The organism is Trinickia fusca, assembly GCF_003628145.1.
GTDB lineage: Bacteria > Pseudomonadota > Gammaproteobacteria > Burkholderiales > Burkholderiaceae > Trinickia > Trinickia fusca.
In genome coordinates this window covers 36,327-55,509 of sequence record NZ_RBZV01000008.1, presented here as the reverse complement: position 1 = coordinate 55,509, position 19,183 = coordinate 36,327, and the positions used below count along the sequence as shown (strand labels likewise).

Sequence of the window (19,183 nt, the reverse complement as noted above, 5' to 3'; positions counted from 1 at the left end):
GACAACATTGCCAATGAGGGTGATAGCGTTTCTTGGTGGCGATCGTTGGCGAGGGGAATCTGCTAAGGATATTCTTTTTTCTTCTAAGAAGCGCTAAGGCTTGGCCATTCGATCGAGAATAAAGCCGAAAATCGCTCCGCATCAGCCATCACAATGACGGCATTCCCAGTATCGTCGTCGAGTTCGACCGTGGTTTCCGTTAATTTGCTGTGTGCCTTCATCGTGGCACTGATCGTCGTGTATGCCGTGCCTGGCCCGGACATGGCGCTGATTCTCCAAACCAGTATTGCGCGCGGGGCGCGCACGGGCCTGACGGCGGCCGGCGGCTTGGCCGTCTCGCGTGCCACGCACGTGACGCTGTCCGCGTGCGGTGTGGCTGCGCTGCTCAAGGCCGCGCCGTGGCTCTATGAAGTCGTGCGCTATGGCGGTGCCGCCTATCTCGGCTACGTCGCGATCCAGGTGTTCCGTTCGCCGATGTTCGCATTGCCTGCGCAGGGTGAAGCCGCTCAAGCTGCCAGCCCGGCGCGCGAGATGTTCCTGAAGGGCCTGCTGACCAATCTGCTCAATCCGAAGGCTTTGCTGTTCTGCTCGGTGCTGCTGCCGCAGTTCGTGCGGCCCGCGGCTGGCCCCGTCGCGCTGCAAATGACGGAACTCGGCATCTTGCTCGTGCTGACGGGCATGGCGTTCGACACGCTGTACGCGTGCGGCGCGGCTCGTATCTCCAAACTGCTGCGTGCGCACCCGGTTGCGCAGATGGTGCAGCGCTGGACGTTCTCGGCCGCGTTGCTCGGCTTCGCGTTGCGGCTGTCGCTCGATTGAGCTGATTGACCGATCGCTGGCGCGCGGCTCGCAGCGTCGTGCGCTCTGCCATTGAGTCGAAGGCCCGGCGTGCGTAGTGCACGTCGGGCCTTTGTCCATCTACTTCCCGCTGGCCACGGGGCTGGGTGTTACTACTCCCAGCGGCCCAGATAGTCGAACTTGCCGATCTCGACGCCGTTATGACGCAAGATGGCGTAGGCCGTCGTCACGTGGAAATAGAAGTTCGGCACCGCGAGATTGAGCAGGTACGCCATGCCGTTCATTTCCATCGAGCCGCTCGGGAAAGTCAGCGTGATCGTGCGTTCTTCACTGCCGTCGATCTGGGCCGGAGCGACTTCCTTCAAAAAGGCGATCGTCTTGTCGATGCGCGCGTCGAGTTCGTCGAACGTCGTTTCGACATCGGGGAACTTCGGCGGCTCGATGCTAGCCAGGCGCGATGCGCAGAACTTGGCCGTATCCGAGACGATCTGTACCTGACGCGTGAGCGGATGCATGTCGGGAAAGAGCCGGCTCGAGAGCAGGACCGACGGGTCGATCTTCTTCGCGGCGGCGTGCGCCTGTGCCTTGTGCAAGATGCCGCGCAGATTCTCTAAGGCACGCAGGAAAACGGGGATGGACGCTTGATACATCGACAGGGTCATGGGGGCGTTCCTTGTTGTCGTTGGGCGCGGCGTTGACGCGCGGGTGGGGTGGCCGATGCCGACCGGTACGGCCACTGCGCGATGATAGGCGCATCGTGCAGAACGCGCTTGGCAAGGTCTTTCGCCGTCGTCCACGCGCTGCTTGTTCGGCCTTTCGCAGATCGGGCCGTCTACCCGCTTTGCGACGCATGCCCGCTTTGCGGCGCATGAACTACACTTGGGGCAGTTGTCCGACGAATGCGATTTGCCCTACGTTTTGCGCACCCGCTTCTCGCAGCCGCGATCGGCCGAATGGCCAGCCGGCCGGAACTGCGCGAATATGCTTTTGTCGGAAGTTTGGCGTAGTCCTTTAAAGAGGAGCGTCACACCATGACTAAAGCGAGACAGCGGCTCGCCGGCAGCGAGCGTGCGCCGGTGGAAGGTTCGAAGTGCCTTGGCCCCGCCGATCCGGCGCAGACCATGCACGTGATCGTTACGTTACGGCACCAGAACCAGGAGGCGCTCGACCAACTGATGCAGCGGCTTGCCGAAGGCGACCGCGCCGAGCCGCTTAGCCGAGAAGCGTTCGCCGCCCGTTTTGGCGTGGCCGACGACGATCTCGCCAAGCTCCAGGCATTCGCGAAGGAGTACGAACTCGAGATCGTGCGTGCCGATGCGGCTGCCTGTACGATCTTGCTCAAAGGCACCGTCGAGCATTTTCAAACAGCGTTCGGCGTGCAACTGCAGTCCTATGAGCATCCCAAGCTCGGACAATTCCGCGGCCGCACGGGGCCGCTGACGGTGCCCGATGAACTGGCGGGCGTCGTCACGGCAGTGCTCGGCCTCGACGACCGGCCGCAGGCTCGCGCGCATTTTCGCTATCGCGCGGTTGCGTCGCCGGAGAGCAGGCAGGGCGAAATCTTCACGCCCCTACAGATCGCGTCGCTTTACGACTTTCCGCCCGGCGACGGCGCCGGCCAATGCATCGGCATCATCGAGCTCGGCGGCGGCTACGAAGACTCCGATCTCCATACTTACTTCGCGCAGCTCGGCGTGCCTGCGCCGACCGTCGTGTCGGTGAGTGTCGGTCACGGCAGCAATTCGTCGACGGGCAATCCGAGCGGGCCCGACAACGAAGTGACGCTGGACATCGAAATCGCCGGTGCCGTGGCGCCCGGCGCAACGATCGTCGCCTATTTCGCACCGAACGGAGACGCCGGGTTCATCGACGCCGTTTCTCAAGCCGTGCACGACACGACGCATCGCCCGTCGGTCATCTCGATCAGTTGGGGCGGTCCCGAGCCGAGCTGGACGCCGCAGGCGTTCTCTGCGTTCAACCAGGTGCTGCAGGCGGCCGCTGCGCAAGGCGTGACCGTGTGCGTCGCAGCGGGCGACAGCGGCTCGGGCGATGGGGTCGACGATGGCGGCGATCATGTCGACTTTCCCGCCTCGAGCCCTTACGTGCTGGCATGCGGGGGCACGCGCATCACCGCGGGCGGGACGGCCGCGAGCGGCATCGAAAGCGAGGTGGTGTGGAACGATGGCGTGTCGGGCGGCGCAACGGGTGGCGGAATCAGCGCGAGGTTCGAGCTGCCGTCGTGGCAGGCGCAACTGCAACTGACGCGCGCCGACGGCTCGAGCACGCCGCTGACGATGCGTGGCGTGCCCGACGTGGCCGGCAACGCGTCGCCAGGCTCGGGCTACCAGGTGCTCGTCGACGGCGAGTCGCTGGCCGTAGGCGGCACGAGCGCCGTGGCTCCCCTGTTCGCCGGGCTCATCGCGCGCCTGAACGCAGCCAACGGCAAGCCGCTCGGCTTCCTCAACGCCGCGCTGTATCGCGCGGGCACCGCGTTCAACGACATCACGCGCGGCAACAACGGCAGCTATGCCGCGGCACCCGGCTGGGACGCATGCACGGGGCTCGGCAGCCCTGACGGGCAGAAGATCGCCAAGGCCTTGCAGACGCAGGGCGCAGGCTGATGACGGCACATCGACCGCGTTGCGCTTCCCGCGCGAAACGCCACCACTCTTTTGCAGCAGCACCCCGCTAACGCAGTCGGCGCACGAGTGAGGGATCTATCCGCCGACCTAACTGATGGAGCGATCACGATGAACTCCGACACTGGTTCCGCCAGCCCGCAGTCTCGCCACCCGTCGCATGCTCTTACGCCGGGCAGCAGGGCGTCGATGCCGAACATCATGCGTAGCTCGACGCCCGACGAGCCGTATTTCGATCCCGTTGCCTACGGCAACGGCCCCGACGATTCCGTCACCGATACCACTGAAGCGGCGGCCATCACGCATCATTCGATCGTGATCGGCGGGCGCACGATCGCCTACACGGCGACGGCCGGCCACCTCGTGACCGTCGACGAGAGCAGCTCGCAGCCGAACGCGAAAATGTTCTACGTGGCGTTCACCGAAGACGGGCAGACCGAGGAGGCGCGTCCCGTCACGTTCTTCTACAACGGCGGACCGGGCTCGTCGTCGGTGTTCGTGCTGCTCGGCTCGTTCGCGCCGCGTCGCATCAAGACGTCGATGCCGAACTTCACGCCCCCCGCGCCGTATTCGATGGAAGACAATCCCGACAGCCTGCTCGATAAGAGCGACCTCGTCTTCATCAACCCGGTCGGTACCGGATATTCGGCCGCCGTCGCACCGCACAAGAACAAGGACTTCTGGGGCGTCGATCAGGATGCGCGCTCGATCAAGCAGTTCATCAAGCGCTATCTGACCAAGAACGAACGCTGGAACTCGCCGAAGTATCTATTCGGCGAGTCGTACGGCACGGCGCGCAGCTGTGTCCTCGCCTATCTGCTGCACGAGGACGGCGTGGACCTGAACGGCATCACGCTGCAGTCGTCGATCCTCGACTATGCGCAGGCCGGCAACCCGGTGGGCGCGCTGCCCACGGCCGCCGCCGATGCGTGGTTTCACCAGCGGCTCGGCGTGTCGCCGGCGCCGACCGATCTGGGCGCGTTCGTCGAGGAAGTCGCACAGTTCGCTCGCACGGACTTCCTCGCGGCGCTGCGCACGTTCCCGCAGGCGAACGATGCGACCGTCGAGAAGCTCTCGCAGTACACGGGTATCGACAAGACGACGCTGCTGTCCTGGAGCCTGGACGTCGCCGGCTACGATAACCACGGTAATTCGGTGTTCCTGACGACGCTGCTCAAGTCGCAGGGGCTCGCGCTCGGCGCGTACGACGGCCGGGTGACTGGCATCGAAACGGGCATCGCGGGGCAGATCGACCCGAATTCAGGCGGCAACGACCCGACGATGACGGCCGTCACGGGCGTCTACACGACGATGTGGAACACGTACTTGAACGAGCAACTGCAGTACACATCGAATTCGTCGTTCACCGACCTGAACGATCAGACGTTCAAGAACTGGGACTTCCACCACACGGACCCTACCGGCGCGCAGAAGGGCATCGATGCGCAGGGCAACGTCATCCTGTATACGGCCGGCGATCTGGCCGCGGTGATGGCGCTGAACATCGACTTGAAGGTGCTCTCGGCGAACGGCTTTTACGACTTCGTGACGCCGTTCTACCAGACCGTGCTCGATCTGCAGCAGATGCCGCTGCTCGAGCAGAGCGTGCGGCAGAACTTGTCGGCGCGGTTCTATCCGTCGGGCCACATGGTGTATCTCGACGGCGGCTCACGGACGGCACTCAAGAGCGATCTTGCCAAGATGTACGATGCGGTGACGGCGGACCAGCCCGCCATGGATCGCATCCGTACATTGCAGACGCGGCACCGGGCTTGATGGCGCCAGGTGGCGCCTGACGAGTATGAGCAAGGCGGCGCTGCTGGCTTCGGCCAGCAGCGCCGTTTTTAATGTGGTGACCTTTTTGCGCAAGGATGACCCGCGCCGGTGCGGCGAGAGATGCGCAATGGCGATCAAGCCGACGAATCTCAAAGTGGATATAAATAGGGCCATGCCTTGACCGGGATTCAACACGTATGAACGCCGTAGCACGCGCGCTGTGGTTTATCGAGACTCGTCTTGCCGATGTCCTCTCGTTCGACGAGATCGCCGAGGCCGGCTGCGTCTCGCGGTTTCATCTGTCACGTGCGTTCGGCGCTGCAACGGGCTGCTCCGTCATGGGCTACGTGCGAAGGCGGCGCCTCAGCGTCGCCGCTCGTGCGCTGGCCGACGGTGCGGCGGATATTCTGAGCGTTGCGCTCGATGCGGGATACGGCTCCCACGAGGCATTCACGCGCGCATTTCGCGAGCAATTCGGGCTGACGCCCGAAGCGGTGCGCCGCCAACGTCACCTTGAGAACATTGGCCTAATGGAGCCTATGAACATGGAACGAACCTTCATTGACGATCTCGAACCGCCACGCTTCGTCGACGGCCCAGCGCTGCTCATCGCCGGCCTTTCCGAGCGTTACACCGGAGACACGAGCGCCGGCATCCCTGCCCAATGGCAGCGCTTCGTGCCGTATATCGACAAAGTGCCGGGACAGGTCGGCCAAACCTCATACGGCGTTTGCTGCAATGCCGACGGAGCAGGCAGCTTCGATTACGTATGCGGGGTCGAAGTAAGCGACTTCGCCAACGTGCCCGAGCCGCTCGTGCGCCTGCGGATTCCCGCACAGCGCTACGCCGTGTTCGTGCATCGCGGCCATATCGCGGCTATCCGAAACACGTTGAACACGATCTGGAATCGATGGTTGCCCGCATCGGGCATTCAGGTGGCCGATGCGCCCGACTTCGAACGCTACGACGAACGGTTCGACCCCTGTACAGGGATGGGGGAGGTCGAATTCTGGTTGCCGGTGCAGGGTGAAGTCGGCAACGCGGCGCCTACCGAGTGAGCAAGACGGCCGCCGCGCCAAGCAGCGAGCCGCAAACGGCGCACCCGAGCAGCAACCGTCGCGTGCGCTGTTGCTCGCGCCGCAGCTGACGATGCCAGACTGCCGAATCGAATCGGTCGCGCTGCTCATGCCGCCGTTGCAGCTGTTGTGCGATGAGCAGCGGCAGGCGCGGCACGATGGGGGCCAGGTGAGGCAGTTCGCGCGATAGCCGTTTAAGCCAGCCGCGGTGGTCGAGGTCCTTGCGAGCCAATTCCGCGAGCGCACGTTCGACGACGCGCCATGTGTCGAGCTCGGGCGCGAGCGTGCGGGCGAGCGCTTCGGCGCGGGCGAGCGAGTGTTGGGCCAGCGCGAGCGCCGCTGGCACGTCGCCGCCGAACGGGCGCACGGCGGCGCTCAGTTGATGGAGCAGCGCGCCGGCCTGGCGCTGCTGCGGGTGGGTCGCGAAATGCGCCTCGCTGCGCATGCGCAATTCGGCTTCGAGTTGCTCGGGGCGTGTGCCCGGTGCGACATGGCCGACTTCATGGTGCATGCCCGCGAGTTTGCCGTAGTCCTGGCCGAACAGCGCCGTCGCCCCGTGCACGAAGAACTCGCGCTCGGGCTCGGTCAGGCTCGCCATGATCGAGCAGTCGGCCAGCACCAGTCGCCCGAGCGTGTCGGCTTCGATCGATACGCGGATGCGACGGGCGTCGAGCGCCGCGTGAAAGAAGCCGTGCTCAAAGGCTTGCTCGATGACCACTTCGACGACGTGCGCGCCAAGCTGCTCGAGATCGATGCCGTGCTGCCGCAGGCCGTCGATGTCGGAAATGGGCAGGGTCTCGATGCGCTGCACGACGAGCGTCGTGTCGGTGCACAACTCCCAGATCACGTCGGGCACGACGACACGCGTGTCGTCGCTGAAGTGGCGCCCGGCCTGCGACAGGTTGGCCGCCTCGGCACGCAGATCGAAGCGGCGCATGAGGTCGGCACCGAACGAGGCGGCGAGGGCAGCGAGCCCAAGCTCCCGCGCGGCCGGAAAGCCGGGTTCGAGCAATGCGGCGACCCAGCCGAGCACGGCTACGTCGTCCTCGAGGCGCGCCACTTCACGCTCGCGCGCGAGCTTGACGGCCACTTCCGCATGACTGCCTTGGGGCGAGCGCAGCCGTGCGGCGTGGATCTGATTGGCGATGCCGCTTTCGAGCGGCACCCAGTCGATCGATTCGAATATTGCCTCGACCGGCTGGCCGAGTGCGGCACGTAGCGCCCGCTGCGCCTCGTCGGGTGGCAGCGGCTCGGCAAGCTCGGCCTGCATGCGGCTCAGTGCGTCGATCGCATCATGCAGCGTATGGGTGGCAATTTCGGGCTTATTGGCCAGATTTTCGGCGAACGCGCGTGCCAGTGGCGCCAGCTGCGGCAGCGCGCGATCGAGTTGCGTGCGCGCGTGCGGCGACGCATGCAAGCGCGTGAGCACGGCCGCGATCCAGCGGACTTTGTCGTCCTGCGGCGCGGTGAGCCAGAGGAGCCGCGCACCGTAACGCAGCACGCAGAAGAGCAGCAGCAGGCGGCGAAGCGAAATGCGCATGGAAAAAGGGTCCGGGCAAGGGATGGGCGAGTCCGCCCACAAGCATGCCATGCGGCGGCCCATGTTGCGTGCAACTAGCACCGGCACAGGTGCGCGATTCGACCCGATATGCGGCAACGCACAACATCGAAAACGTTATCGCCCCCTAAAGTTGTTTGTCACGCTGCCGTAAAGCTCGTCAATCGGCGCCACCTGGGCTACCGCGCAACGCGCGCTATCCGCGCCGCGTCCGCCGCGGGGGATCGCACGCCGTTGTTCTCAATCACGAGAGAGCCAACGATGTCGAATCATCTCTTTTTAAATCGGCTATTCTCGCAAAGCGTTGCGGTCGATCTGGGCACGGCGAACACTCTCATCTACATGCGCGGCAAAGGCATCGTGCTGAACCAGCCGTCGGTGGTCTGCTTTCAGAAGACGGCCGACACGGCGCAGGCGCGCGTGGCAGCCGTCGGCGATCAAGCCAAGCAGTTGCTGGGCCGCTCCCCGGGCAACGTCGAAACCGTACGGCCCATGCAGCACGGGGTCATCGCCAATTTCTCGGCCGCCGAGCGCATGTTCCGCGAATTCGTCGACATGGCGCAGCTGCGCTCGCTGTTCGGGCGTCGGGCCGAGTTCACCATCTGCGTGCCGGGCGGCGCCACCGAGGTCGAGCGCCGCGCCATTCGTGAGGCTGCGCTTGCGGCGGGCGCCTCGAGGGTCAACCTGATCGGTGAATCGCTGGCGGCGGCCGTCGGCGCCGGGTTGCCCGTGCGCGAGGCGCGCGGCTCGATGGTCGTAGATATCGGCGGCGGCACGACAGAGGTCGGCGTGATCTCGCTCGGTGGCGTGGCCTACCAGAGCTGCGTCCGCGTGGGCGGCGACCAGTTCGATGCCGCGATCGTGAGCCATGTGCGCAACTTGTACGGCGTCGTGCTCGGCGAGCAGACGGCCGAGCATGTCAAGAAGACGATCGGCACGGCCACCATGAATGTGCCGTTCGAGTGCATGCGCGCGGTCGGGCGCAGCCTTGCCGACGGTCTGCCGCGCACGATCGAACTGTCGAACCACGATGTAGCCGACGCGCTGTCCGTGCCGCTGAAAGCCGTGATCGGGGTGGTCAAGACTGCGCTCGAAAACGCGCCGCCGGAACTGATCACCGACATCGCCGAAACTGGCATCGTGTTGACGGGCGGCGGCGCGTTGCTCGCCAATCTCGACAAGCGGCTCGTGGAGGAAACGGGCCTCGCCGTGCGCGTGGCCAACGAACCGCTTACATGTGCTGTGCGTGGCGCGAGCGAGGCCGCCGAGTATGTCGACTCCGCCTCGTTTCAGTAACCCCGCTGATTCCGCAGCTTGATGCCGCTGCCTGCCGGCGAGCGTTCGGACCCCGCTGCATTCACGCAGGGGGCTAGGGGGTGTACCATCGCGCTTCCCCATCCGTATCGAAGTCGCGATACCCCGCCATGCCAGCCATTAGTCAGCTCTACATTTATCCCATCAAATCCTGCGCGGGCATCGCGCTGAACGAGGCGCGCCTGCTGCCGTACGGTCTCGAGTACGACCGCAACTGGATGCTCGTCGACGGCACCGGCTATTTCGTGACGCAGCGCGTGCTGCCGCGCATGGCGTTGATCCGGACCGAGCTCGGTGACGGAGCGCTCGTCGTGCAAGCGCCGGGCATGCCGCCGCTGCGCACGCCGCTCGACGCCGAGCAGCTCGCCCACGCGCCGCGCGTGGCGGCGACGGTCTGGCGCGATACGGTAACGGCTCTCGATTGCGGCGACGAAGCCGCGCGCTGGTTCTCCGATTTTCTGGGCACACCGCTGCGGCTCGTGCGGTTCGACCCGGCAGCGGAGCGCATCGCGAGTCGCGCCTGGACCGGCAACATCGTGGCGCCGACGCGCTTTGCCGACGGCTATCCGCTGCTCGTGATCGGCGAAGCCTCGCTCGACGATCTCAATGAGCGCCTCGACAGCCAGGGCGTCGATTCGATTCCGATGAACCGCTTCCGGCCCAACGTCGTCATCACGGGCCTCGAGGCGTATGAAGAGGATTACGTCGAAACGCTGGTCGTCGCGGCCGGTGCTGACGAAGTGTCGTTGCGCATCGTGAAGCCGTGCGCGCGCTGCCCGGTTCCGGATATCGATCAAGCGACCGGCGCACCCGATCCGCGCTGGCCCAATGAGCCGACCGATACGATGAGCACGTACCGTGCGTACCGTGCAGACAGCCGCCTCGACGGTGCGGTGACGTTCGGGCAAAACGCCGTCGTCGCGGCTGGCGCGGGGGGCATGCTGGCGCTGGGGCAGGACGTCGACGCGCAACTGCGCTTCGAAGACTGAGCCGAGCGCCGATGTCCCCTCGTCCTTCTTCCCTCGATGCAGTAGACGCCGACGTTCGTTTCATCGAGTTGGCAAACGGCTTGCGCATGCCTTACGTCGAGCGCGGCACGGGCCCGCTGATGCTGTTCGTGCATGGCTCGCTGTGCGACTACCGCTACTGGCAGCCACAACTGGCGGGGTTGTCCGCGAGCTATCGGTGCGTCGCCGTCAGTCTCACGCATTATTGGCCGCTCGCGGGCCTGTCCGATAGCCAGCCGTTCAGCTGGAGCGTCCATGCCGACGAGCTCGCGCAATTCCTCGAGCGGCTCGACGCGGGGCCGGCGCACGTCGTGGCGCATTCGCGCGGCGGCTGCGTGGCGTACCAATTCGGCTTGCGCCATGCCGAGCATGTGCGCACGTTGACGCTGGCCGACCCCGGCGGCCCGCTGCAGATGCCGGGGCAGACGCTCGCGGTGCTGCCCGACACCGTCAATCCGCTGCGCGCACGGGCAGCCCAATTGATCGAGTCGGGCGAGACCGAGGCCGGTGTGCAGCTGTTCGTCGACTCGGTGAGCCGTGTCGGTTCATGGCAGAAGAGTACGATGGCCTTTCGCACGATGGCGCTCGACAACGCTGCGACGCTGCCACGGCAATTCCAGGATCCGCTGCCGGCCTACACGTACGAAGCGGCGTCGACGATGCGGCACCGGACGCTGCTGATCGATGGCGAGAAGAGCCCCGAGATCTTCCGCCGCAATGTCGCCGCGCTCGAGACCTGGTTGCCCGATGTCGAGCGGCAGACGGTGCGCGGTGCATCCCACGGCATGAATCTCGCTCATCCGTCGGCGTTCAACCGGTATGTAGACGAGTTCGTGCGCGACGCCGGCTAGTAGAAGTGGCCGGCGGGCATTGTATTTGCGCAACGGATTGGCGTATCAGGGGGCGGCAAAGCGGCGCTTACCCTTCCCGTTCCCGCCGCGCTTTATACAATCGAAGCAAGCCAACGGCAGGAGCGACACGATAATGGATACCGACGTAAGCGAGAGGACGACCGAGAGCGGGGCGCCGCTCGATCACGAACCCGATGGCGTGTTCATTGCGCCCGAGAATCCTTACATTGCGCGTTCGAGCCAATACGTTCTGAAATCGGGCGACACCTTTGTCGTCAACGATCCGCTCGGCGACATCAACGGCCACGACGATGGCCTGTTCGTCAACGACACACGCATGCTGTCACAGCTGCGGCTCACGTTCGGCGGGCGTGCGCCCTCGCTGCTCTCGGGCAGCGTCAGCAGCGACAACACCTCGTTTACCGCCCATCTGACGAATCGCCCGTTGCCGCCGCTCGGCGGCGAGGGCATGCCCGAGGGCGTCATTCACGTCGAGCGTCTGCGCGTGCTGTGCGGCACCGTGCTGTACGAAGCGATCCAACTGACGAATTACGGCTCGAGCGATGCGGTCGTCCCGCTGTCGATTTCATTCGCGAGCGACTTCAAGGACATGTTCGAAGTGCGCGGCATGAAGCGGGGCAAGCACGGTACGTTCGAGCCGCCGCGCGTGTTGCAGGGGCAAGTGCAGTTGCGCTATGTCGGCCTCGATGAAGTCGAACGCAACGTGCACATCGCATTTTCGCCCGAGCCCAAGCATTTGTTCGCCGATCGCGCGGACTATTCGGTGCAGCTGTCTGCCCAAGCGTGCGTGTCGATTTATCTTTCCGTGGCGGCCCAAGCGCGCCCGTTGCCGGCCGCGCAAGGCAGCGCGCCGCCCAGCGTGCACGTCGCACAGCCGCCGCACAGCGCGTCGGTCGTGCATCTGACGCAGATCGACGCCGTGCGTCCGCGCGTGGGGCGCGCCGCCGTCCGCGCCGCGCTGGCCAATTCGCACCTGTCGATGCGCGAGCGCCGCCGTTCGACGGCGCGTCTGCGCTCGAGCAATCCGCTGTTCAATGCGTGGCTCGACCGTTCGTTCGCAGACCTTAGCTTGTTGACGACCGATCTGCCGTCCGGCCCCTATCCGTATGCCGGCATTCCGTGGTTCTCGACGCCGTTCGGGCGCGATGCGGTCATCACGTCGCTGCAGACATTGTGGTTGCAGCCGTGGCTGGCGCGCGGCGTGCTGCGTTTTCTTGCCGAGCATCAGGCGCGCGAGGATTCGGCGTTCCGCGATGCCGCCACGGGCAAGATCATGCACGAGATGCGCAAGAGCGAGATGGCCGCGACGGGCGAGGTGCCGTTTGCGCTGTACTACGGTGGGGTGGACACGACGCCGCTGTTCATCGCGTTGGCCGGCGCCTATGAGGCGCGCACCGGCGACGAGGTGCTGATCGCCGAGCTGTGGCCCGCGCTCGAGCGCGCCGCGCAATGGGTCGCGCGCGTGTGCGACAAGAATCCGTATGGGCTTGTCGACTATCAATGTGCGTCCACACGCGGGCTCGCCAATCAAGGGTGGAAGGACAGCCACGATTCCGTGTTCCATGCCGACGGGCGCATGCCCGAGGGGCCGATCGCGCTCGTCGAGGTGCAGGCTTACGCGTGCGAGGCCTTCGATACGATGGCGCGGTTCGCCAAGCGTCGCGGGCTCGACGACGACGCGGCGCGTTATGCCGAGCGCGCCACCGCGCTGCGCGAGCGCGTCGAGGCGCTGTTCTGGATGCCTGATCTGAACTTTTACGGCATCGCGCTCGACGGGCACGGCGATCTGTGCCGCGTGCTGGCGTCGAACGCGGGGCACCTGCTGGCATTCGGTCTGCCGTCACGCACGCGTGGCGAAGCCGTGGCGCGCCGGCTCGGATCGACACTGTTTCACACGGGCTGGGGCGTGCGGACGCTGGCTGCCGATCAGCCGCGCTTCAATCCGATGGCGTACCACAACGGATCGGTGTGGCCACACGACAATGCGCTGTGCGCGCGGGGGCTCGCGCGCTACGGCGAGAAGCAGGCCGCGGTGCGGCTGCTCCAGGCGCTGTTCGAGGCGGCGGTGAGCTTCGATATGCGTCTGCCGGAGCTGTTCTGCGGCCTTCCGCGCCGTCGCGGCGAACCGCCGACCGCCTATCCGGTCGCGTGCCTGCCACAAGCATGGGCTGCGGGTGCGCCGTTCATGATGCTCGAGGCGTGTCTGGGTGTGACGATCGACGCGGCGCGCGGCGAAGTGCGGATCGAACAGCCGGCGCTGCCCGAAGGCATCGACTGGCTCGAACTGCAAAATCTGCGCGTCGGCGAGAAGCACGTATCGATTCTGTTCGCTCGCGTCGGCGGCAAGGTGGTGGCGTCGGCCGAGGAGGGCGACGCGCGCGTCGTCGCATTGCTGTAGGCACATGGCAAGGCGCGAGCACGGGGGAGGGGTTAGGCGCCGGTGATAACATTTGTTGTCGATTTTTCTTGCGAAACAACAAATGCCCGATCGCTACGAACCCCTCGCGGCGCTGATCCGCGAGCGTTTTTCCGAACTGAGCCCGCAGTTTCAGGCGGGGGCGGCGTTCCTGCTCGATCACCCCGAAGAGGTGGCCGTTTCGTCGATGCGCACCGTGGCCGAACGGGCGGGCGTGCAGCCCGCCGCGCTCGTGCGGCTGGCGCAGCAGCTAGGCTTTCCTGGCTGGAACGCATTGCGCGACGTGTTCGTGGCGCGCGTGCGCAAGCGGCCTCAGCCGCTGGCCCAGCGCGCACGCTCGCTCGTGAAGCCGCAAGCCAAGGCGACGCTCGCTCACGATCTGCTCGCCGCACAGCGACACAATCTCGACGTGTCGACGACACAAAACACGACATTGATCACCGAGACGGCCGATCTGTTGCGCAAGGCGGCTCACGTGCACGTGGCGGGCTTCATGTCGTGCTATCAGGTGGCCTTCGGGCTCGTCTATGGTTATCGGCTGTTTCGTTCGTCGGTATCGCTGTTGACGGGCGAGGCCGGCACGCTCGAGATGCAGCTGCGCAGCATCACGAAAGACAGCGCGACGATCGTCGTGAGCTTTGCGCCGTATTCGGCAGAAGCAGTGCGCGTCGCCAAGGCCGTGCGCGAGCGCGGCGGCAAGCTGATCGCGCTGACCGATAGCGCTGTGTCGCCGGTTGCGTTGGCGGCCGACAAGACGTTGCTCTTCTCGCACGAGAGCCCCTCGTTCTTCCCCTCGCTCGTGGCGGCTACGGCATTGGCCGAATCGCTCGTCGCGCATCTGCTCGCGCTCGAAGGCGCGCGCGCCGTGACCGCGCTGAAAAAGGCCGAGGTGCAATTGCAGCGCAGCGGGGCCTATGTGATGTGATTGACGCGCCGTGAATGCGGCGGACGCGGCAGTATTTGCCGGACTGGCATGATTCAACAACAAATGTTGCGATAGAATGGTTTTGTGATCCATTTGATGTCGAGAGGTGCATGCCGCCATGACCGCCATTTTTCATCGTGCACCAAGGCAGACGCTACCGGTCGCCGTCACTGGGGATGGCATCGAAATCATCGATGCAATGGGCAAGCGTTATATCGACGCGTCGGGTGGGGCAGCAGTCTCCTGCCTCGGGCACAGTCATCCCCGCATCGTCGAGGCGATCGAGCAACAGGCGCGTAAGCTGGCCTATGCCCACACCTCGTTCTTCACGACGGAACCCGCGGAAGCGCTGGCACGACATCTCGTGGAGCGCGCGCCCGCAGGGCTGGCGTATGTCTACTTCGTGTCGGGTGGCTCAGAGGCGATGGAGGCAGCGCTCAAGCTGGCGCGGCAATATTTCGTCGAGATAGGTCAACCCGAACGCCGGCATATCGTCGCGCGCCGTCAGAGCTATCACGGCAACACGCTGGGTGCGCTGGCGATCGGCGGTAATGCGCGGCGGCGTGCGCCGTTCGAGCCGCTCTTGATCGAAGCGCATCATGTGAGCCCCTGCTATGCCTATCGCGAACGGCTCGCCGGGGAGACGGACGAAGCCTACGTGCAGCGTCTGGCCGACGAGCTCGAACAAACGATCGTGGCGCTCGGGCCCGATACCGTCGCGGCATTTGTTGCCGAAACGGTCGTTGGCGCAACACTCGGCGCGGTGCCGCCCGTAGCCGACTATTTCCGCCGGATTCGCGCCGTGTGCGACAAGTACGGCGTATTGCTGATTCTCGACGAAGTCATGTGCGGCATGGGGCGCACGGGCCATCTTTACGCTTGCGAGGAAGAGGCGATTGCACCGGATCTGCTGACCGTCGCCAAAGGCCTTGGCGCCGGCTATCAGCCGATCGGTGCCGTGCTGGTGAATGAACGGCTCTACGATGCGATCGTCGGCGGCTCCGGGTTCTTTCAGCACGGGCACACCTACATCGGCCATGCCATCGCGTGCGCCGCTGCGCTCGAGGTGCAGCGCGTGATCGTCGAGGAGAATCTGCTGGCGAACGTCCGCGAACGCGGCATGCAATTGCGCGCATCGCTGCGTGAGCGCTTCGCGGGTCACGCGCATATCGGCGATATTCGAGGCCGCGGCCTGTTCGTCGGCATCGAGCTCGTCGAGGATGTCGTCAGCAAGACGCCGTTCGCGCCTGAGCGCGCACTGCACGTGGCCATCAAGCGGGAAGCGATGGCGCGCGGCTTGATGGTCTATCCGATGGGCGGTACCGTCGATGGGTGGCGCGGCGATCACGTGCTGCTTGCACCGCCCTACATTTGTACGTGCGAGGATATCGAACGCATCGTCGAACGTCTTGGCGATGCGATCGAAGCCGCCTTGGCACCGTTTCGCGCGACGACATCCTGACTGACCCGTGCCGGCATTCAAACATACGAGCGCCGCTCAACTACCAACGACCGCCGATACCATGACCGACACCAACACGCATGCCCCGCGTCTGCCGGAATTTCATGCGGCAAGCGCAACGAACGAACAGCAGGCGGTGCTCGACGAGATCCTCTCGGGCCCGCGAGGCAGCTTGAGCGGCCCGTTTCTGGCGTGGATCGCAAGCCCGGAACTCGCCGACCATGCACAGCGGCTCGGCGCGTATTGCCGGTACCGGACCGGCCTTCCGGCACGGCTATCCGAGCTTGCGATTCTCGTCACCGCTGCGCACTGGCGCGCACAGGCCGAGTGGCAGATTCACTGCCCGATTGCGCTGAGCGAAGGGGTGCCCGAATCGGTTGCCGAGGCGTTGCGTGCAGGGCGCCGGCCCGAGTTCGCCCATGCCGACGATGCGCTGATCTACGCGTTCGCGACAGAGCTGTATGAAACGCGGCGCGTCTCGGATGCGACGTTCGAGGCCACGGTGCGGCGCTTCGGCCATCGAACGACGGTCGAACTTGTCGGTGTGCTCGGCTACTACGCGCTCGTATCGATGACGCTGAACGTCTTCGCGATGCGTGCCGACGACGCGAGTGCGCCGTTGCCGTTTCCCGAGTGAGCGGTTAATCGGTTTGAGCAGCGCGGGCGTTCGTTCCTGTCCTGCACCGCGATCGCCGTCAATAGAAATGAAAGCGTTTGCCTCGCAGAGGTGTCGTCGTATCGTTGGCGGGTAGATGTTTGACTGTCCAGGCCGGCACATGCTCGGGGCCGAACAACGTGGATTGCGCGCGATGCATGGCGTAGGGCGTCAGGCCCTTTATGCGCAGGATTCCGCCTTCCGTATTCGAAGCGGGCGGGCCCGCGTGCGGCGGATCGAGCATGGCCAGCTTGGTCGGGCTGGCCGCTGCAGCAGAAGTGGCGATGAGCGCGCTGATGACTGCGGCACTGAAAGTGACGATCGTTGAGTGCGACATAGCGGTCCTCCTCGTAATGAAGACAGCGACGTCATGGTGACGGCCGCGGCGCTGATGGCGCGAACCAGGCTGTCAGACCGTTCGATTGCGTTCGATTGTCCGCGCCTGGGCGGCAACTAAAAAACTAGGCGTCGAGGCTTAAAAATCGCTTAAAGGCGATTGCGCCGCTATTTCAAGCCTCCAGCGCAAGCAGGGCGAACGTCGCGAGCCAATGCTCGCCCATGTAGTCGCCGGCCACATGCTCGAGCGCGGCGTCGAGATGACGCTCGGCGTTTTCGCGTAGCAGCACGGCGCGCGCGTCGCTTTCAGACAGGGCGCCAGCCAGTGAGCGCAAGCACCAGGCACGGCTCAGATTCAGGCCGTCGAGATGGGCGATCTTGCCATCGGTGCGATCGCTGACGGTAGCCGGCGCAAACAGCGTGGCCGGCTTGCTTTCGGAAAGGTGCGGCAAGAACCTCGTGAACCACGCCTCGAATTCGCGCGGTGCGAGCACGCGGCGCATCAACTCGGCTTCCATCAATGCCGGCGAAAGAAACTCATCGCCACTCGGCTCCCATGCCTGACAGTCGACATCATTTGTGTGCCAGCGTTTGGCCGTGTCGACGATCAACTCGGCGAGTGCATCGCGCGATGTGGCCTGCGCAAAATCGAGCGCCAGCGATAGAGCGAACGCGGTGTTGAAATGCGTGCCGACACGCAGCGGATAAGTCGCTTTCGGCAGGAACTCGGAGAAGCGGTCGACGAAGATCTCCGTCAGCGGCGCGAGCGTTTGGGACCAGCGCTTTGCCGCCGGTGTCTCCATCGTATGCAGCTGATGCGCGAGCGCGAGCAGCCAGCCCCAGCCGTAAGGGCGCTCGAAGCCGAGATTGTGAGGGTGGCTCAGATACAGTGCTTCGCCCGCGACGTTGGCATCGGTGAAATGCGTGTCGACGACGGCGACGATGCGCTCGGCTTCGGGCAGATCGGGATAGCGAGCGAGCAAGTGAAGGACGAGCCAGTACCCGTGCACGCACGAGTGCCAGTCATAGCTGCCGTAAAAGATCGGATGAAGGGCGCGCGGGCTTTGCACGTCCTCAGGGCCAGCGAGCGAGTGCGTGAGTTTGTTGGGGTATTCGCGCGTCAGGTGGGCGAGTGCGAGGTTCGCGAACTTCGACGCGATGGCGGGCGTAAGGCGATGAGTCATGGTCGTCGCTTAGCGGGGACGGAGTCCGCTAACGATACTCGTCCGGTCATCGAGCGGCAACCGCAAGCCTGGTCGGCGAGGGTGGCACATGGCCGGCAGCTCATGCATTCTCGCCGATCGTTGGCGATCAGGCCGCTAATTGTTCTTAGCCTGTGCTCTTCTTGTTGCCCCGTTTGTCGCCGCCTGCCACTTTTCCGGCTCCGGGAGAGCCGAGGCTGGTGCCCTGCTCATATTGACGCAATGCGTCGCCGATCTCGTCCTTCAACCGCACGAGTGCCGCAAGTTCCGGCGCGGGCGGCTGCAGCGTGGTCCATAGCATGTCGACGAGATGCTCGGCCGTTGCGTCGAGGTCGGCGCTGCGGTGCGTCAACGTAGCTTCCCACAGCACGTGCTCCATCGGCCCGAACACCATCGAGCGCAGCAGCCGCAGCGGCATGTCGTCACGGATTTGGCCTGTTTGCTGGCCTTGCGCGAGCACACGCATCAATGGCGCCGTGTAGCGTCGTTGCAGTGCGGTCAGTTCGTCGCCGAGTTCATGATGCTTGGCGCGGCCCTCAGACAGCACGAGCGCGCACATCCCCGTGCCGTGCACGAGCATGAGCCTCAGGTGGGTGCGGACGATGAATGCGAACTGCTGGCGAATGTTGCCGTCGCGCGGCAGCCCCGTTTCGGTGGCGGCGATGATCTCGTCGTACCAATCGGCGATCACGCGGGCGCACAGCTCGCGCTTGCCGCGAAAGTAGCTGAAGACGGTGGCTTCGGAGACGCCGACGCGTTGAGCGATCTCGGCCGTCGTTGCGCGTTCGTAGCCCTTTTCGGAGAACACGTCACGCCCCGCCTGAAGGATCTCCTTCACGCGCTGCTGCGACTTGCGCCCCGCGGGCTGGCGGCGCGCGTTGTTCGCGTCGGCCTTGACTTCGTCCATCGTATGAGTCGGGTTCAGATTTGCCGCCGGACGGCGGGGTGCGGAGCCGATATTAGCACCGAACGGCAGGTGAATCGTGCCATGACGAAATCTGAGCGTTACTCAAAAAAACCTATTGACGCATACGTAAATGTAGCGTGAAATGCGCGGTGATCGAGCGCCTCACGCGCGCACAAACGCCGGCCGGCCGGCCGGACTTTTAGATGGGATCAGCGCTGACGTTAAAGAAAGCGCCAACGC

General features: G+C 64.9%; 16 protein-coding genes. 11 read left to right on the top strand and 5 right to left on the bottom strand.

All coding sequences use genetic code 11. The features are described 5' to 3' along the window. The first annotated feature begins 189 nt into the window (after nucleotides 1-189). Nucleotides 190-819 (top strand): LysE family translocator, encoded by a 630-nt coding sequence (locus tag D7S89_RS18120; protein WP_121279876.1) that lies wholly within the window; start codon nucleotides 190-192, stop codon nucleotides 817-819. Nucleotides 820-950: 131 nt separating this feature from the next. Here D7S89_RS18120 and D7S89_RS18115 read toward each other — a convergent pair whose 3' ends face one another. Further along, the gene (locus D7S89_RS18115) at nucleotides 951-1,460 is read right to left on the bottom strand and encodes a DUF1993 domain-containing protein (protein WP_121279561.1); all 510 of its coding nucleotides are present in this window, start codon (nucleotides 1,458-1,460) and stop codon (nucleotides 951-953) included. A gap of 369 nt (nucleotides 1,461-1,829) precedes the next feature. Between D7S89_RS18115 and D7S89_RS18110 the strand changes: the two genes are divergently transcribed. The 3 genes from D7S89_RS18110 (at nucleotide 1,830) to D7S89_RS18100 (ending at nucleotide 6,271) form a co-directional block, all read left to right on the top strand. Then, entirely contained in the window at nucleotides 1,830-3,419 is a 1,590-nt protein-coding gene (locus D7S89_RS18110; RefSeq protein WP_121279559.1) for a S53 family peptidase, read from the top strand. Between the two features lie 129 nt (nucleotides 3,420-3,548). Further along, nucleotides 3,549-5,213, top strand: coding sequence for a S10 family peptidase (locus D7S89_RS18105; protein WP_121279557.1), 1,665 nt, complete (start codon nucleotides 3,549-3,551; stop codon nucleotides 5,211-5,213). 197 nt (nucleotides 5,214-5,410) lie between these two features. Beyond that, entirely contained in the window at nucleotides 5,411-6,271 is an 861-nt protein-coding gene (locus D7S89_RS18100) for an AraC family transcriptional regulator (RefSeq protein WP_121279555.1), read from the top strand. Here the strand turns inward: D7S89_RS18100 and D7S89_RS18095 are convergent. Next, entirely contained in the window at nucleotides 6,261-7,829 is a 1,569-nt protein-coding gene (locus D7S89_RS18095; protein ID WP_121279553.1) for an ABC1 kinase family protein, read from the bottom strand. The two genes, D7S89_RS18100 and D7S89_RS18095, sit on opposite strands and share 11 nt — an antisense overlap. 279 nt (nucleotides 7,830-8,108) lie before the next feature. Between D7S89_RS18095 and mreB the strand changes: the two genes are divergently transcribed. The 7 genes from mreB to D7S89_RS18060 all read left to right on the top strand — a co-directional run bounded on the left by mreB (nucleotide 8,109) and on the right by D7S89_RS18060 (nucleotide 16,480). Next, the gene (gene mreB, locus D7S89_RS18090) at nucleotides 8,109-9,143 is read left to right on the top strand and encodes a rod shape-determining protein (RefSeq protein ID WP_121279551.1); all 1,035 of its coding nucleotides are present in this window, start codon (nucleotides 8,109-8,111) and stop codon (nucleotides 9,141-9,143) included. Nucleotides 9,144-9,271: 128 nt separating this feature from the next. Continuing rightward, a complete protein-coding gene (locus D7S89_RS18085; protein ID WP_121279549.1) occupies nucleotides 9,272-10,150 on the top strand; it encodes an MOSC domain-containing protein in 879 nt (292 codons plus the stop codon). Between the two features lie 11 nt (nucleotides 10,151-10,161). Next, the gene (locus D7S89_RS18080) at nucleotides 10,162-11,019 is read left to right on the top strand and encodes an alpha/beta fold hydrolase (protein WP_425470836.1); all 858 of its coding nucleotides are present in this window, start codon (nucleotides 10,162-10,164) and stop codon (nucleotides 11,017-11,019) included. Between the two features lie 133 nt (nucleotides 11,020-11,152). Continuing rightward, complete coding sequence (locus D7S89_RS18075) at nucleotides 11,153-13,438, top strand: amylo-alpha-1,6-glucosidase (protein ID WP_121279546.1); 2,286 nt, start codon at nucleotides 11,153-11,155, stop codon at nucleotides 13,436-13,438. Nucleotides 13,439-13,520: 82 nt separating this feature from the next. After that, on the top strand, nucleotides 13,521-14,381 hold the full coding sequence (locus D7S89_RS18070) for a MurR/RpiR family transcriptional regulator (RefSeq protein WP_121279544.1): 861 nt from the start codon (nucleotides 13,521-13,523) through the stop codon (nucleotides 14,379-14,381). A gap of 118 nt (nucleotides 14,382-14,499) precedes the next feature. After that, a complete protein-coding gene (locus D7S89_RS18065) occupies nucleotides 14,500-15,843 on the top strand; it encodes an aspartate aminotransferase family protein (protein WP_121279542.1) in 1,344 nt (447 codons plus the stop codon). Nucleotides 15,844-15,904: 61 nt separating this feature from the next. Next, a complete protein-coding gene (locus D7S89_RS18060; RefSeq protein ID WP_121279540.1) occupies nucleotides 15,905-16,480 on the top strand; it encodes a carboxymuconolactone decarboxylase family protein in 576 nt (191 codons plus the stop codon). Between the two features lie 58 nt (nucleotides 16,481-16,538). Here D7S89_RS18060 and D7S89_RS18055 read toward each other — a convergent pair whose 3' ends face one another. From D7S89_RS18055 to D7S89_RS18045, 3 genes are all read right to left on the bottom strand, one after another. Continuing rightward, nucleotides 16,539-16,835: a hypothetical protein gene (locus tag D7S89_RS18055; protein ID WP_121279538.1), complete on the bottom strand. Its 297-nt coding sequence runs from the start codon at nucleotides 16,833-16,835 to the stop codon at nucleotides 16,539-16,541. Nucleotides 16,836-17,007: 172 nt separating this feature from the next. Then, a complete protein-coding gene (locus tag D7S89_RS18050; protein ID WP_121279536.1) occupies nucleotides 17,008-18,018 on the bottom strand; it encodes a DUF2891 domain-containing protein in 1,011 nt (336 codons plus the stop codon). A gap of 145 nt (nucleotides 18,019-18,163) precedes the next feature. After that, nucleotides 18,164-18,943: a TetR/AcrR family transcriptional regulator gene (locus D7S89_RS18045; protein WP_121279534.1), complete on the bottom strand. Its 780-nt coding sequence runs from the start codon at nucleotides 18,941-18,943 to the stop codon at nucleotides 18,164-18,166. Nucleotides 18,944-19,183: the final 240 nt, after the last annotated feature.